Here is a 14,431-nt window from a genome sequence, read left to right on the forward strand (position 1 = left end):
CGATCGTGATCAGCGTTCCGCTCGTCGAGCACACCCGCCTGGTGCGGGGAGCGTACGCCGCGCTGCTGTCCCGTGGGCGGGTGAGGACGTCACCGTCCGGGGCGAGCCGCGGGCGCGGCTGCCGGAGTGCCGGCTACTGGTGATGGCCTCGGCGGCACCCGAGCGGCTGCGCCGCATCCCGGTTCGCCGACCCCGAGTTCGCGCCGGCCGCCCTGGACGCGGCCGGGGAGTCGGGCTGGGTGTGAACCGGGTGAGCCGGGCAGGTCATCGAGGTGTACCTGCCCGGCTCCCGCGGGCCCTCACGCCCTTACCCCGGGATCTCTGACGAGTATCCCAGGGCGAGGCGCCGCGCGACACCACCGTTCGTCACCGGCGTTCCGGCCGGTCGCCGGACCGGCCGCGCGGTCAGCGGCCGCCGCGGATCAGGCCGGTCAGATAGCGCCACAGCGAGGAGCGCTGCCGGGCGGACGAGTCCGGCAGGACCTCCTCCGCCACCCCGGGCGCGGGACCGTCCGCCGCCGGACGCGCGGGCGCCGAGGCGAGTTCGTACCGCACGGGCAGCGAGCGCAGGCCCCGCATGAACGGGGAGGAACGCCAGGGCAGTTGGTCGGCGGGCAGCGCGAGGTCGAGGTGGTCGAACCGCTCGAACAGGCGCCCTACCCCGGCCGCCGCGACCGTCGAGGCGAGCTCCCGGGCCGGGCACTGGCGCGGGCCGGCTCCCCAGGACAGATGCGCCCGGGTGCTGATGGTGGTGCCGGAGGCGACGTGGTCGGCGAAGAGCGGGTCGGCGTGCGCGGCGCCCGGGGAGACCCACACCGGGTCGCCGGCCCGGATCGTGTAGTTGCCGAGCGGGGTGTCCTCGGCCGCGAACCGCGGGACGAAGTTCACCAGGGGCGGCTTGCGCATGACCACCCGGTTCATGGTCTCCCTGACCATCCCGGCGGACAGGCTGGCGCGCACGCTGCCCTCCCCTGAGATGACCTCGACGACGGTGTTGGAGATGAGGATGCCGACGTGGTCGGAGGTCATGCCGAGCAGCATGAACAGTTCACGGGCGAGATGGTCGAGCGACAGGTCCGGGTGCGCGGCCAGCAGGTACGAGGGAAAGTCGTCGCCCGGCTTCTGGAGCTTGCCCGCGGCCAGTTCCGCCAGGGTCGCGAGCAGTCGCTCCAGCGCGGCCTCGGCGTCCGGGCCGGCGTCGAGCACGCGCCACATGTCCATCAGCGCGTCGTCGCCCTGCGAGCCGGGGAAGCCGAGCAGATGGCTCGCCACCATCAGCGGCAGCGGCCGGGAGAACTGCGCGGACAGGTCCGCCACACCGGTCCTGCCGCCCTGCCCCACCAGGGTGATCAGCTCGTCGGCGTAGGCGGTGACGGCGGACTTCAGGCGCTTCGCCTGCGGGTGACGGGGGTCCTGGAACGGCTTGAGGGCCACGTCCCACGCGGACCGCAGCGGCCGGTAGCCGGGGCCGCCCTGGATCAGGATGTGGTTGACCTCGAGGGAGGGGCCGAGCGGCCAGTCGGCGGGCACCCTGCCCTCGGAACGGGCCCGCCAGTTCTCCAGCCCCTTCGGGAAGCCGTCGTTGTCCTGGAGCACCTGGAGCGACTCGCGGTAGCCCAGGACCAGCCAGGCGGGCACTCCCAGCAGATCGACCGGCGCGACCGGGCCGTGTTCGCTCCTCAGCCGCTCGTAGACGAGCGAGGGACGTGTCTCGTAGTCCCGGGTCAGCAGCGGTTCGGGGCTCAACGCCTCCAGCCGCGTGTCGTCCAGGTCCACGGATCCGCCGTCACCCCACTGGGATTCCATCGTCTTGCCACCCCTCCGACACACCGCGTACCGGCACACCATCAGTCGGTAGCCGGAAACGGTGGGGACCCTACCCCAGGGCGAACTCGCGGGTAACGACGGGGGTGGGGTGAGAGGGCGACGCGATCCGTATCAGGCCGCGGTGTATCCGAGTTGGCGCCTCATGTACGGCGTCATCAGGGTCTTCGCCTTGGCGACGGTGGTGGTGCGGCTGCCCAGGACGGCGGACTCGCCTCCGGGTACGGGCAGCACGGTCAGTCCGTCGGCCGGGCCGAACGGCACGATGAGCGGGGTGCGCTGGATCGGTCGGTAGAAGCGTGGCTCCTTGCGGTGCTTGCCCGAACTCTGCAGGTAGGCGCGGATGTTGTGGGCGGCGATGTCCGCCTGGGCGAGGGCGGCGGGGGTGATCTTGAGTTCGCTGACGTCGTTCACGTCGCCGACGGCGAACACGTCGAGCTTCCCCTCGACGCGCAGTGTCCGGTCGACCTTGACGTGTCCGTCCCTGTTGAGCCAGTCGCCGTGTCCGGCCAGGCGGAGCCAGAGGGTGTTGGGGGTGGTGCCCGTCGCCCAGAAGGACAGGTCGGCCTCGAGGACGGTGCCGCGGGCGTCGCGGTAGGTGCCGAAGTCGTTGCCGGGGGACATGAAGGCGTCGAGCCGTACCTCGACATCGTGGGACTCCAGCCAGGCCAGCGCCTTGCGCCCCGGCCGGGTGCTGCCCGTGGAGTCGAGCAGCGCCGGCCCGGAATGGGCGAGTGTGACCCGGGCGTCGGGGCGGGCCAGGCGGATCTCGGCGCTGAGTTCGACGCCCCCGGGGCCGCCGCCGACGACGAGGACGTGTTCGGCCGTGGCGACGTTGCGCTGGTGTTCGGCGAACGACTTGGCCGCCTCCTCGGTGGTGGTGCCGGTGAAGCGGGCCGGCTCGGGGTAGTCGGCGCCGGTGGCGATCACGACCACGTCGTAGGGCAGCCGCTCACCGGTGGCGAGGACGACCTGCCGCTCGGCGGTGTCGACGCCGACGCACTTGCCCGCGACCACCCGGCCGTTGCCGAGCAGCCGGTCGTACGGGATGAAGGGGGTGTGGGTCCACTCGGGGCGGACACCGGCGCGCAGGGAGGCGACGCGGTGGAAGAAGACCTCCTTGCGGTCCACCAGGGTGACCCGGGCGAGGCCGTCCAGCCGCTTCGCCAGCCGGACACCGGCGTAGCCGCCGCCGATCACCACTACGTCGCCGTCGTACACACCGAGTCTCCTGTGCCTGGTGGGGGGTGCGAGTGCCGCCGTGGACGGGCCCCGCTCGGATCGACCCCCGGCGGCCACTCGACTGAGGGTGAGACTAGCCCTTGAAACTTAAAGGGATCCCGAGGTTCCGTGCATGTTCCGTGAAGGGATCGGCACCCTGGCAGGCCGTCACTTCCCCCAGATCTTCCGGTACGCCTCCTGGTAGCCCGACGGGTCCCAGGTCGTGGCGCCCTCGCTGTTGCCGGCCGTGGCGATGTGGACAGGAGCCGTGTACCCGCTGGCCGGGCGGTCCGCGAAGGCGCGGTTGAACTCGTCGACGATCTGCCAGCCCTGGAGGGTGAGCGGCTCGGGCACGGTGGCGGCCTGGTACTGCTCGCTGTTGATGCGCTGGAAGGCGGACGGGTCGCCGTCGCCGGCGCCGATGTTGAAGGGCGGGCCGGAACCCTTCTCCCCGGCCGCGCGGAAGGCGGGGGCGGCGTCGGCGAAGTACAGGTCGTTGATGGCGACGGAGTGGGTCCAGCGGTCCTGGAACCGGGAGAGCAGCGAGGAGATCTCCCGCGGGGTACGGCTGCTCGCGTCGGGGATCGGAATGTTCTCGACCGAGAGCAGCTTCACCCCGGAGCAGGCGGCGAGTTCCTTCCTGATCAGGTCGGACTTGTTCCTGGCGAACGGGATCGAGGCGTCCGTGATGACCACGACCCCGGCGCGGCCGTCCGAGTCGGAGATGATCCACTGCGCGCTGATGCGGGCCACGTCCTGGACCCGGGTGGTGACGTTGGTGAAGAGATCGGGCCGCCGGCTGGGGCCGGGTTCGGGGACCGCGTGCCAGCCGATGAGCGGGATGCCCTGGGCGTTGGCCCGCGCGGCCTGCTGTGCCGTGGAGTCGGGGTCGAACCCGCCGATGACGATGCCCGCGGGCCTCAGGGCCACGGCCTCGCTCATGGCCGCCTGGATACCGGCCGGGGTGCCTCCGCCGTCGATCACCCGGACGTCCCAGCCGATGACCCGCGCGGCTTCCCGCACCCCCTTCGCGGCGCCCGCGACGCCGGGATTGGTCATGGTCTGGGCGACGTAGACGATCGTCTTGCCGGACACCGCCGCGGGGCCGTCGGTGGGCCCACCCCAGGGGATGTCGGTCCGCTCCGCCCGGGTGACGGCGTCCTGAGCCCTGGCGTGGACGGCGGGGCAGCCGCTCGCGCCCGTGGCGGTCTCGTCCGCGCCGTCCGAGGAACCGCGTTCGCAGCCGACGAGGGCGGCCGCCGCCGCCAGCAGGGCGCAGGAGGCGAGCCGCGCGGTGCGGGCCGCGGGGGCGGGCTTGTGGTCGCTGTGCACGGAGGCTCCTGTGAGGGGATCGACGCGGTGGGGCGTGTGCCGGGGCGGGCGGGACATGCCGGGAGTCGCGGGGCGTACGTACCAGGGGGCGGGGAGTGTGCCGGGGGTCGCGACTTGCCGGCGGGGGCGCGGGCACGTGCCGGTGGTCGGGAGATGTACGGGGAGTCGGGGCTTGCCGGGGGCGCGGGAAGACGCCGGAGGTCGGAAGATGTGCCGGGCGTCAGGGGGGGTGCCCGGGTCAGGGAGTGCGCCCGGGTCAGGGGGTGCGCCCGGGTCAGGGGGGTGTTCCCGCCGAACCGGCCTCGGGCGTCGGGGAGGACGGAGGCGGAGGCGGCGCCGCCGGCGAGTCGCGTGCCGCGGCCCCGCCGCGCAGCCTGCGCCGGGCGGCGTATCCGGCCAGGCCCACGGCGATGAGCAGGGTGCCGCCGTGGAACAGCGGGACGGTCCAGAACTCGGCGCCGAGCTGGGCGATGCCGGTGAGCCCGACGGCGAGGACGGCGACGGCGACGACGGTGCCGAGGGCGTTGGGCCGGCCGGGCTTGATCGCCGTGGAGCCGAGGAGGGCGCCGACGAAGGCGGGCAGCAGATAGTCGAGGCCGACGCTCGGGTTGCCGATCTGCTGCTGGGACGCGAGCAGTACCCCGGCGAAGCCGACGATCAGCCCCGAGGCGGCGAACGCGTACACGGTGTACTTGCGGGTCGGGATGCCGACCAGGTCGGCCGCGCGCGGGTTCGACCCGACGACGTACAGGTACCGGCCGAGCGGCAGCCGCTCCAGCACCAGCCAGAGGACTCCCGCGAGGGCGAGCACGTAGAAGGCGGGGACCGGTAGGCCGAGGAACGTGGAGTCGTAGAGGTCGGTGAACGCGGGCGGGAGGCCCTGCGGGCCCGGGACGATGCGGCTGCCGTCGGTGATCCAGCCGGTCACGGCGTACAGCATGCTGCCGGTTCCCAGGGTGGCGATGAAGGAGTCGATGCGGCCGAACTCGACGATGACGCCGTTGAGGACGCCCACGACCAGGCCCCCGGCGAGCACGGTGAGGCAGGCGAGCGGCCAGGGCCAGGACTCGTTGACGATGAGCTGCAGCACCATCACATGGGCCAGGCCGAGGCCGTAGCCGATGGAGAGGTCGAACGCGCCGGTGACGATGGGGACCATGGCGGCGAGCGCCATGACGGCGGGGATCGACTGGTTGGACAGGATCGAGTCGAGGGTGTCCAGCGTGGGGAAGGTGCTCGGCAGGGCGAGGGAGAAGACCAGGTAGAGCACGGCGGTGAGGGCGAGCAGGCCGTACGCGCCGATGTGGTGTCCGCCCGGCCGGCGCGGTCTTGTCCGGGGGGTCGTCATGGGTTCGTCGCGGCGGTGGACGGGGGCATGGCCGAGGCGGCCCGGGTGAGCCCGGCGACGGTGAGTGCCCTCCCGCTGAGCTCGGCCGTCACCGACCCGCGGACGAAGACCAGGGTGCGCCGGCACACGCTCACGACCTCCTCGAAATCGGTGGACAGGAGCAGGACAGCCAGGCCTGACTCCAGGGCCTCGTCGAGGAGGCGGTGGATCGCGGCCTTGGCGCCGATGTCCACGCTCGCCGTCGGCTCCTCGAGGATCAGCAGTCGCAGGTCCGCGCTCAGCCAGCGGCCGATCACGACCTTCTGCTGGTTGCCGCCGGAGAGCGTGGCGATGGGGGTCTCGCCGTCACGGGGGCGCACGGAGAACCGGTCGATCAGAGCGGCTGCCGTGGCGCGTTCACGGCGGGGACCGATCCAGCGCGGTCCCGGCACGCCTCCCGCGCGCGGGTTGGCCAGGAGGTTCTCCCGCACGCTCAGCTCGGCGAGGCAGCTCTCCCGGAGCCGGTCCCCCGGCACGAACCCCACACCGCGGGCGACGGCCTCGGCGACCGTACGGGGGTGGTACGACCGGCCGTGCAGCACGGCCCGCCCGCCCAGGACCGGCCGCGCGCCCGTGAGGGCCCGGCCCAGGTCCATGTGTCCGGCGTCCGAGAGCCCGACCAGGCCGAGCACCTCCCCGGGCGCGAGTTCCAGACTGACGGGTCCGGCCAGGGGGGTGCGTACGGAGTCGAGGGTCAGGACGGGGGGTGTGCTCGCCGCCGGGGGCGTGGGCGGCTGAGCGGGGGCGGTGCGGGTGGCCGGGGATTCCTCCTCGCCGACGATGTCCTGGACCAGGCGGGCCGGGCTGTGGTCCCTCAGGCTGCCGTGGCTGACGAGGCGGCCGTCGCGCAGGACGGCGAAGGTGTCGGCGACCTGGTAGACCTCGTCGAGGCGGTGGCTGACGTAGAGGACGGCGTGGCCGCGGTCGCGCAGGTCGTGCAGGACGTGGAAGAGCCGGGCGCTGTCCGCGGCGGGCAGGCGGGCGGTGGGCTCGTCGAGGACGATGAGCTTCGCGCGGGCCGCCAGGGCCCTGGCGATGGCGACCAGCGAGCGGTCGGCCGGTGCGAGCCCGGAGACCGGCGCGTCGGGGTCGAGGTGGGCGGCGACGACGCGCAGTGCGGCGACGCAGCGCTCCCGGGTGCGGCGCCAGGAGATCAGCCCGGTCCGGCGCCCGTACCCGGTGGTCAGGGCGATGTTCTCGGCGACCGTCATCCACTCCACCAGACCGAGGTCCTGGTGGATGAAGGACATGCCGCGGGTGGCGGCGGGGCTGCCGAGCGGCTGCCCGTCCACCGTGATCTGCCCCGCGTCGGCGTGATGGACTCCGGCGAGCACCTTGATGAGCGTGGACTTTCCGGCCCCGTTGGGTCCGAGGAAGGCGAGCACGCTGCCGGCGTGCACATCGAGGTCGACCCCGGCCAGCGCGACGGTTCCGCCGAACCGCTTGCTGAGCCCGCGGATACGGACCACGGGCTCCGGTCCGAAGGGCGAAGCCGTCTTCGCCGGTGTGTCGGGAGCGTCGCGCACTCGATCAAATTACAGCATTTCGGGCATTTCACAGGGCGCTGAGCCTCCGACGGGGCGCTGCGGCTCAGACGGGCGGCAACCCGTCACGCGGCGTCGAGCCCGCATTCGGCCCAGATGACCTTGCCCTCCGGGAGGTAGCGCGTGCCCCAGCTCTGCGAGAGCTGCGCGACGAGGAACAGCCCTCGTCCGCCCTCGTCGGTACTGGCCGCCCGGCGCAGATGCGGAGCGGTGTTGCTGGCGTCGGAGACCTCGCAGATCAGCGTGTGCACGTACAGCAGCCGTACCCGGATGGGCCCGGCGCCGTGCCGGATGGCGTTGGTGATCAGCTCGCTGAGGATCAGCTCCGCGGCGAACGCGGTCTCCTCGAGCCCCCACTCGGTCAGCCGCCGCATGGCGTCCGCGCGGACCTCGCCGACGAGTGCCGGGTCGGCGGGCAGCTCCCAGGTGGCGATCCGCTCGGCGTCCAGGGCGTGGACGCGGGCCACGAGCAGGGCGATGTCGTCGTGCGGGTGCGCGGGCGCCACGGCGTCCAGGACCGCCTGGCAGGTGTCCTCGGGAGCGCGCTCCGGGTGGGCCAGGGCCGTACGCAACTGCTCCAGGACCACGTCGACGTCGCGTTCGCGGTCCTCGATGAGGCCGTCGGTGTAGAGGACCAGCTGGCTGCCCGCGGGGAGGTCGACCTCGACGGAGTCGAAGGGCAGGCCCCCGAGGCCGAGCGGCGGCCCGGCCGGAAGGTCGGGGTAGGTCACGGTGCCGTCGGGGTGGACGAGCGCGGGCGGCGGGTGCCCGGCGCGGGCCATCAGGCATCGCTGCGAGGCCGGGTCGTAGACGGCGTAGAGGCAGGTGGCGCCGATGACCCCGGCGCCCTTGCCGTCGGGGTCCTCCCGGTCCAGGCGCCCCACGAGGTTGTCGAGGTGGACGAGGACCTCGTCCGGGGGGAAGTCCAGCTCGGCGAAGCTGCGTGCGGCGGTGCGCAGCCGGCCCATGGTGGCCGCGGAGAGCATGCCGTGGCCGACGACGTCGCCGACGAGGAGCCCGACGCGGGCGCCGGAGAGGGGGATGACGTCGTACCAGTCCCCGCCCACGTCGGACTCGGCGGGCAGATAGCGGTGCGCGACCTCGACGGCGTCCTGGTCGGGCAGCCCGTGCGGGAGGAGCCGGCGCTGGAGGGCCAGGACCATGGTGCGTTCATGGGTGTAGCGCCGGGCGTTGTCGATGGACAGGGCGGCGCGGGTGGCGAGCTCCTGGGCCAGCGAGCAGTCGTCGTCGCCGAAGGAACTCCCGGCGCGGTAGAAGCCCGCGATGCCCAGGACGACACCGCGGGCGAGCAGGGGCACCGCGATGAGCGAGTGGACGTGGGCCAGCAGGCGCGCGGTGTGCTCGGGGTCCTGGGCGAGCCAGCCCGCCGCGGCCCTCAGGTCCGGTTCCAGCACCGGCTCGCCGCTGTTCAGGCAGCGCAGCTGGGGCGAGGTCGGACCGAAGTCGACGCGCTTGCCGGGCGGGGTGAAGGGCAGACCCTCGCGTACGCCGTACAGCACCGTGCGGCGCAGGTCGGCGAGGGGGTCGGTGGACTCCTCACCGCGCAGGACGGCGTCGGGCAGGTCGATGGTGACGAAGTCGGCCAGTCGCGGGACCGCCGTCTCGGCCAGCTCCTCGGCGGTGCGGCGCACGTCCAGGGTGGTGCCGATGCGGGCGCTGGCCTCGGACAGCAGCTCCAGCCGCCGGCGCGCGGCCAGGGCGTAGGCCCCGACCTGCGGCTCCCCCAGCATCACGAGACCTCGGGCCGGGAAGGGCGCCTCGACGCGGTCGGCCCCGGAGTCGCGGCCTCCCTCGGCTGCGGCGGCGTCGCGGAGTCCGCCCGCGACGGTCCCGCCGGGTCCGGCGGTTCCTCGTTCACCATCAGCCGCGACGGCCTCACCCGGCCCGGCCTGGGCGGTGTCGTCAAGCCCGGCGGCGCCCCGCTCACCGTCCGCCGCGACCCCCTCGCCACGCCCCGCGGTTCCCCGGCCCCCACCGGCCGCGACGGCCTCGCCCGGCCCGGCCGGGACCGTGTCATAAGGCCCGGCGGCGCCCCGGTCGCCGTCGGTCGTGACGCGCCCACCGGGCTTCCCGGCTCCCCGGCCGCCGTCGGCCGCGAGGACCGGGCGGGTCCCGGCAGCGGGGTGTCCGGACGGGAGGGTGGTCGAGGGGCGGGTGGTCAGGGTGGCGGCGGGGACGGCGGGAAGGTCCGGCAGCTCGCCGGCTCGTTGCGGAAGGAGGAGGGACCCGCTCGCCGGGGAGTCATGCGGCACCGCTTCGATGGCGACGCCCCGCACCCCGGACGCACTCGTCATCGGGCGGCTCACGAGCGTCACCCGCCGACCGCCGGGCAGGGTCACGTCGACGGCGGCCCGCTGCGCACGGGAGATCAGCTCGGCCGCCTTCTCCCGCAGGACCGCCTGGTCACGAGGGTGGAATTCCTGTACCGGCGCACCCGTCGCGAGGCCGCCGCGCAGGCCCACGGCCCCGGCCCCGGCCCCGGTCGCCAGATACGCCCGGAGCAGCGCGCGCTCGTGCGCGGAGCTCTGTCCCAGCAGCCGCCGCTCGATCGCCTCGGCCGCCCGGCGGATCGCCGCGGCCAGCGCCGGGCGGTCGAAACCGCGCGGATAGCCGAAGCACAGGACGCCCTCGATGCGGCCGCTGAGCGGATCACGGACGGGGAGCGCGACGCAGGCACTCTGCTGGGCGCGTTCCGCGAAGTGCTCGGCGCCGTGCACGCGGATGAGCTGCCGCTCCGCGAGGGCCAGCCCGATGCCGTTCGTACCGGCCACCCGCTCGGCGAACACGAACCCGGGGACCCGCTGGATCGCCGGCAGGTCCCTGGCCATCGCCGGATCCCCGAAGCGGCGCAGCAGGACCGTCCCGTTCGCGTCCGCGACCGAGATGTTGACCTTGCTGCCGGAGAAGGCGGACTGCAGCCGGTCGAGCACGGGAACGGCCGCGCGGACGATACGGCCCCCCGGGTCGAAGTCCTCCCGGTAGGGCAGGTCGGACTCGTCCGGCGACAGGCCGAGGGTCCGGCAGCGCTGCCACGAGTTCAGGATGGACGTCCGTACGCCCGCCTCGACGGACTCACCCTGGAGAAACCGCTCGCGAGGACGGGCGGGCCCCGTGCCGTCAGTCGCACGCCCCGCCGGCTTGGGTTCCTCGCCGGACCGAACCACGCTTCGCCTCACCTGCGCCTGCGATGAATCCGCTCATCGGAAAGAATCGTGCATTGATGAGGATACGGGCATTGCGGGCATGAGTCACGATTCGCTTGGCCCGTCAGGGCAGGCCCCCTCGGTGGCTTCGCCATGGAGCTGACGCGAACGCCACCAGTGCACGCGCGGCCCGCGTTCGGCGCGACGGTGACATTGTCCTGCTACCCCAGGGCGCTCGCTCCTCCTTCGAGCCACACCCGAAGGTGGGAGGGGTGCTCGGCATCCATGTGCACGGTGTTCACGGCTATGGCGGTGCGGCGGGCGGTGGCCTCCGGTTCGCCGGTGTTGGTGTTGACGTCGAAGCGAGGGAAATTGCTGGATGAGATGTCGAGCCGGATGCGGTGGCCTGCGACGAAGCGGTTCGCCGTGTCGGGGGCGGTGACCTCGATCTCGTACACCTCGCCCGGGATGAGCGGCTCCGGCTTCTCGTAGGAGCGGTGGAAGCGGCAGCGGACGATGCCGTCGGTGAGGTTCATGGCGAATCCGTGCGGATAGTCCGCGTTCGGCGGGTGGACGTCGATCAGCTTGATGGTGAAGTCGGTGTCGGGGGCACTCGTCGAGATGTGGAGCCGTGCCGACACCGGGCCGGCCAGCACCACGTCCCGTTCGAGTGGCGGGGTGCTCAGGCTGATCACGTCCGGGCGGGAGTCCAGCGGCAGGTACGGCTCACGTGCCCCGTACACCCGGCTGTCCGGGGCGTTCTGGTCGTATGCCCCACCGGTCATCACCGGCTCGCCCGAGGTGACTTGGCCTCCCATGGTGGGGACCGGGTGGCGCGGGTCGAAGTCGTAGGTCACCGACGCGGCGGCCGCGGTGGGCGGGGTGGTGGCAAGGGTGCCGTCAGTGGTGAGGTACAGGGCCACGGGGGTCGTCGACGCCGGCGGCCACTGGGTGTCGGCGTGCCATGCGCCGCCGTGCCGCATCCGCCCGGCCGCGTCCCTGCGGCCGTCGCCGCCGCCCATCAGGAAGTACTGGACGGCGGGGAGGTCCGCCCTCTCCGGGTGTCCCTCGTCCCGGCCCAGCGCCCGGTCGAACCAGCGGCGGCGGAACTCCAGGTACGACGGGGCGAGGTTGCCGTCCAGTGTCGCCCGCGGACCGAAGTCCACGTCCCCGGCGTACGACTCGCAGCGGTGCCCGTGTGTCCATGGCCCCATGACCAGGTAGGAGGGCGCCGCCTTCAGTTCCCGCAGGGCGGTGAAGTTCTCGATGGTGGAGCGGACGTAGGGGTCGTACCAGCTGCCCAGGTGCATGCTCGGCGCGTCCGGGAAGCGTTCGTAGAAGCCGCGCCCGTAGAGCGCCGGGTTGCGGTAGTAGTCCCCGAAGGTGTCCTGCCGCCACTGCTCCAGCAGATAGTCCTCGTACGCCGACAGGTGGCGCAGCGGTGTGCAGCCGGGCCGCCAGGGCATCGCGCCGAACCAGCCCGTCACGTCCACCCGCAGGAGCTGCTCGGCCAGCACCGGGTCCGTCGCCGCCTCCGGGCTGTGCCGCGCGTGCCGCAGGGCCCAGGTCACCTGCTTCAGCTCGAAGGCGCCGCCCATCCGCATCCCCGCGTCGTACGCGGAGGAGAAACCGCCCGAGTCCTGGAACATGGCGGCCGGCCCCGGCGCCCCTTCGGCGGCCGCGGCCGCTTGGACGTGGGCCGAGTAGGACACCCCCGTCATCACGACCCTGCCGTCGCACCACGGCTGCCTCTTGAGCCAGGCGATCGTGTCCGGCCCGTCCGGCCCCTCTCCGAGGTACTTCACGAACGTTCCCTCGGAGTCGCCTCGGCCCCGGCAGTCCTGCCGTACGACGTGGTAGCGGGCTTCGGTGAAGTGCCGGGCGATGTCCTCGGGCCGGGGAACCGGGGCGCCGCCGCGGTCCTGGTCGGAACCGCGCCGCGTGCGCCGGCCGTACGGGGTGCGTTCCAGGAGTACGGGCAGCGCGGGTGCCGCCGGTCCGGGTGAGGCGGAGTACAGGTCGGCGGCGAAGCGGATGCCGTCCCGCATGGGGATGCGCAGGGTGCGGCGCCACAGGGCACCCCCCTGGAGGGGTTCGGGCCGGCCGGCGTGGGAGGTGTCGTACGAGGTCACTCCCGTGACGCTAAGCAGCGGGACCGGGGCATGGCGATCACTTGACGTCATCAGGTCAACTGTTCCGCACGACGGTGACGGGACCGGACACGGGACCTACTGTGCAGCCCATCCCAGAACCCCCCGGGATCCCCATCGCGGCGGATCGCGGCCGGCTCCGGGTCCTCTTTCCCACTGCCGCGGCGCCTTCCGCGCCACGCCCCCGCTCCCCCGTCACCGCCCTCACAGGAGGCCGCCATGAGCACACCCGACAGCCGCACCGAGGAGGTGCATGCCCCCGAGCCCGAAGAGGGGGGCCGCGGCTCCCGGATCCTCGACCTGGTCGAGCGCGCGCGGAACGCGCTGCCGCATCCGTTCTGGCTGTTCTGGCTCCTGTGCGGGGTCGTCGCCGTCGTCAGCTGGGCGCTGAACGCCTTTGGCCTGCGGGTCGAGGACCCCTCCTCGGGCGACCTGGTCGGCGTACGCAGCGCCCTGTCGGCGGACGCCGTACGGGACCTCGTCACCGGCGCACAGGACTCCTTCGTCACCTTCGGGCCGCTCGGCACCGTGCTGATGGTGATGCTCGGAGTGGCGGTCGCCGAGCGTTCGGGACTCTTCGAAGCCCTGGCCCGCCGCATGCTGTCGGGCCTGTCCCCGCGCACGGTCGTCCTGAGCGTGGCCCTGGGCGGTGTGCTGGGCAAGTTCCTGTCCGACTCCGCGTACGTGGTCCTCATCCCGCTCGGGGCGGTGGCCTTCCGGGCCGTGGGCCGCTCCCCCATGCTCGGCATGATCGTCGCGTTCGTCTCCATCAACGCGGCGGGCGACGCGAACCCGCTGATCGCCCCCGGTGACGCGCTGTTCGCGTCCGTGGCCACGGAGGCCGCGCAGCTCGTCGACAAGAACGTGGTGGTCCGCGCGACGGACAACATGTACTTCACCACCGTCTCGGCGTTCGTGCTGGCCGGCACCATCGCCCTCGTCGTGGACAAGATCCTCGCCAAGCGCGAGCACCACCTGATCCCCGACGCGGATCTGGAGGCCGCCGCGGCACGGCGGACGGTGGCCACCGGGGTCGACGACGCCACCGAGCTGCGGGCCCTGAAGCTGACCGGCCTGGCCGTGCTCGGCTACGCCACGCTGATCGTGCTCGCGATGCTGCCCGTCTCGTCACCGCTGCGCGGCGCGGAAGGCGCGATCGTGGAGTCCACCTTCATGGACGCCATCGCCGTCTTCCTCACCGTCTTCTTCCTGATCGTCGGCGCCGTGTACGGGCGGCTCACCGGGCGGATCAAGGGGAGCCGCGCGATGCCGGAGTTCATGGCGGACGGGGTGCGCTCCATCGCACCGCTGCTGGTGCTCTTCTTCGCGGTGTCCCAGTTCCTCGCCCTGTTCAAGTGGACCAACATCGCCACGGTCGTCGCGGTCGAGGGCGCGGACTTCCTCGAAGGGCTGGGCGCGCCCACGCTGATGTTGTTCGCCCTGCTGATCGTCGCGGTCGCGCTGATGAACCTCCTCATCACCTCCGGATCCGCCCTGTGGGCCCTGGTCGCCCCGGCCCTGGTGCCGATGCTCATGCTGCTCGGCACCAGCCCGGCCACCACCATGGCGCTCTACCGCATCGCCGACTCCTGTACGAACTCCATCACCCCGATGAGCACCTCGTTCATGCTCTGTGTCGGCTACCTGCAGACCCTGCGCCGCAAGGCGGGCATCGGCACCCTGGTCTCCTTCACCCTGCCCGTTGCCATGATCATGCTGGTGGTCTGGGTGCTGCTGTTCTTCGCCTGGTACCTGCTGGGCATCCCGCTGGGCCCGGGCGCGCCCGTACGGTGAGAGCCGGCCGTACGC

General features: G+C 72.9%; 9 protein-coding genes. 2 read left to right on the top strand and 7 right to left on the bottom strand.

The window, feature by feature from the left end:
- The first annotated feature begins 5 nt into the window (after positions 1-5).
- Complete coding sequence (locus ACFZBT_RS26390) at positions 6-143, top strand: hypothetical protein (protein ID WP_391107992.1); 138 nt, start codon at positions 6-8, stop codon at positions 141-143.
- 262 nt (positions 144-405) lie between these two features.
- Here ACFZBT_RS26390 and ACFZBT_RS26395 read toward each other — a convergent pair whose 3' ends face one another.
- The 7 genes from ACFZBT_RS26395 to ACFZBT_RS26425 all read right to left on the bottom strand — a co-directional run bounded on the left by ACFZBT_RS26395 (position 406) and on the right by ACFZBT_RS26425 (position 12,604).
- Positions 406-1,806, bottom strand: a complete 1,401-nt coding sequence (locus ACFZBT_RS26395) for a cytochrome P450 (protein WP_391107995.1) — start codon at positions 1,804-1,806, stop codon at positions 406-408.
- Positions 1,807-1,938: 132 nt separating this feature from the next.
- The gene (locus ACFZBT_RS26400; RefSeq protein WP_391107998.1) at positions 1,939-3,045 is read right to left on the bottom strand and encodes an FAD-dependent oxidoreductase; all 1,107 of its coding nucleotides are present in this window, start codon (positions 3,043-3,045) and stop codon (positions 1,939-1,941) included.
- Positions 3,046-3,213: 168 nt separating this feature from the next.
- On the bottom strand, positions 3,214-4,377 hold the full coding sequence (locus ACFZBT_RS26405) for a substrate-binding domain-containing protein (protein ID WP_391108001.1): 1,164 nt from the start codon (positions 4,375-4,377) through the stop codon (positions 3,214-3,216).
- A gap of 274 nt (positions 4,378-4,651) precedes the next feature.
- Positions 4,652-5,725 carry an ABC transporter permease gene (locus ACFZBT_RS26410; RefSeq protein ID WP_391108004.1) on the bottom strand — a complete coding sequence of 358 codons (1,074 nt, stop codon included), beginning with the start codon at positions 5,723-5,725 and terminating at the stop codon, positions 4,652-4,654.
- Positions 5,722-7,290 (bottom strand): ATP-binding cassette domain-containing protein, encoded by a 1,569-nt coding sequence (locus ACFZBT_RS26415; protein ID WP_391108007.1) that lies wholly within the window; start codon positions 7,288-7,290, stop codon positions 5,722-5,724. Before ACFZBT_RS26415 ends, ACFZBT_RS26410 begins: the two co-directional genes overlap by 4 nt.
- Before the next feature lie 83 nt (positions 7,291-7,373).
- Positions 7,374-10,493, bottom strand: coding sequence for a SpoIIE family protein phosphatase (locus ACFZBT_RS26420; protein ID WP_391108010.1), 3,120 nt, complete (start codon positions 10,491-10,493; stop codon positions 7,374-7,376).
- A 200-nt stretch (positions 10,494-10,693) separates the two neighbouring features.
- Positions 10,694-12,604 (bottom strand): CocE/NonD family hydrolase, encoded by a 1,911-nt coding sequence (locus ACFZBT_RS26425; RefSeq protein WP_391108013.1) that lies wholly within the window; start codon positions 12,602-12,604, stop codon positions 10,694-10,696.
- Between the two features lie 237 nt (positions 12,605-12,841).
- On the opposite strand from ACFZBT_RS26425, the gene ACFZBT_RS26430 reads away from it, so the two are divergent.
- Complete coding sequence (locus tag ACFZBT_RS26430) at positions 12,842-14,416, top strand: AbgT family transporter (RefSeq protein WP_391108016.1); 1,575 nt, start codon at positions 12,842-12,844, stop codon at positions 14,414-14,416.
- Positions 14,417-14,431 lie beyond the last annotated feature (15 nt).

The organism is Streptomyces sp. NPDC008137 (assembly GCF_042957035.1).
In the GTDB taxonomy this organism is placed as follows: Bacteria; Actinomycetota; Actinomycetes; order Streptomycetales; family Streptomycetaceae; genus Streptomyces.

What these genes read in the sequence shown, in the direction of transcription:
- ACFZBT_RS26395 (WP_391107995.1), bottom strand. Translation starts at nt 1,806, where the DNA reads ATGGAATCCCAGTGGGGTGACGGCGGATCCGTGGACCTGGACGACACG.
- ACFZBT_RS26410 (WP_391108004.1), bottom strand. Translation starts at nt 5,725, where the DNA reads ATGACGACCCCCCGGACAAGACCGCGCCGGCCGGGCGGACACCACATC.
- ACFZBT_RS26430 (WP_391108016.1), top strand. Translation starts at nt 12,842, where the DNA reads ATGAGCACACCCGACAGCCGCACCGAGGAGGTGCATGCCCCCGAGCCC.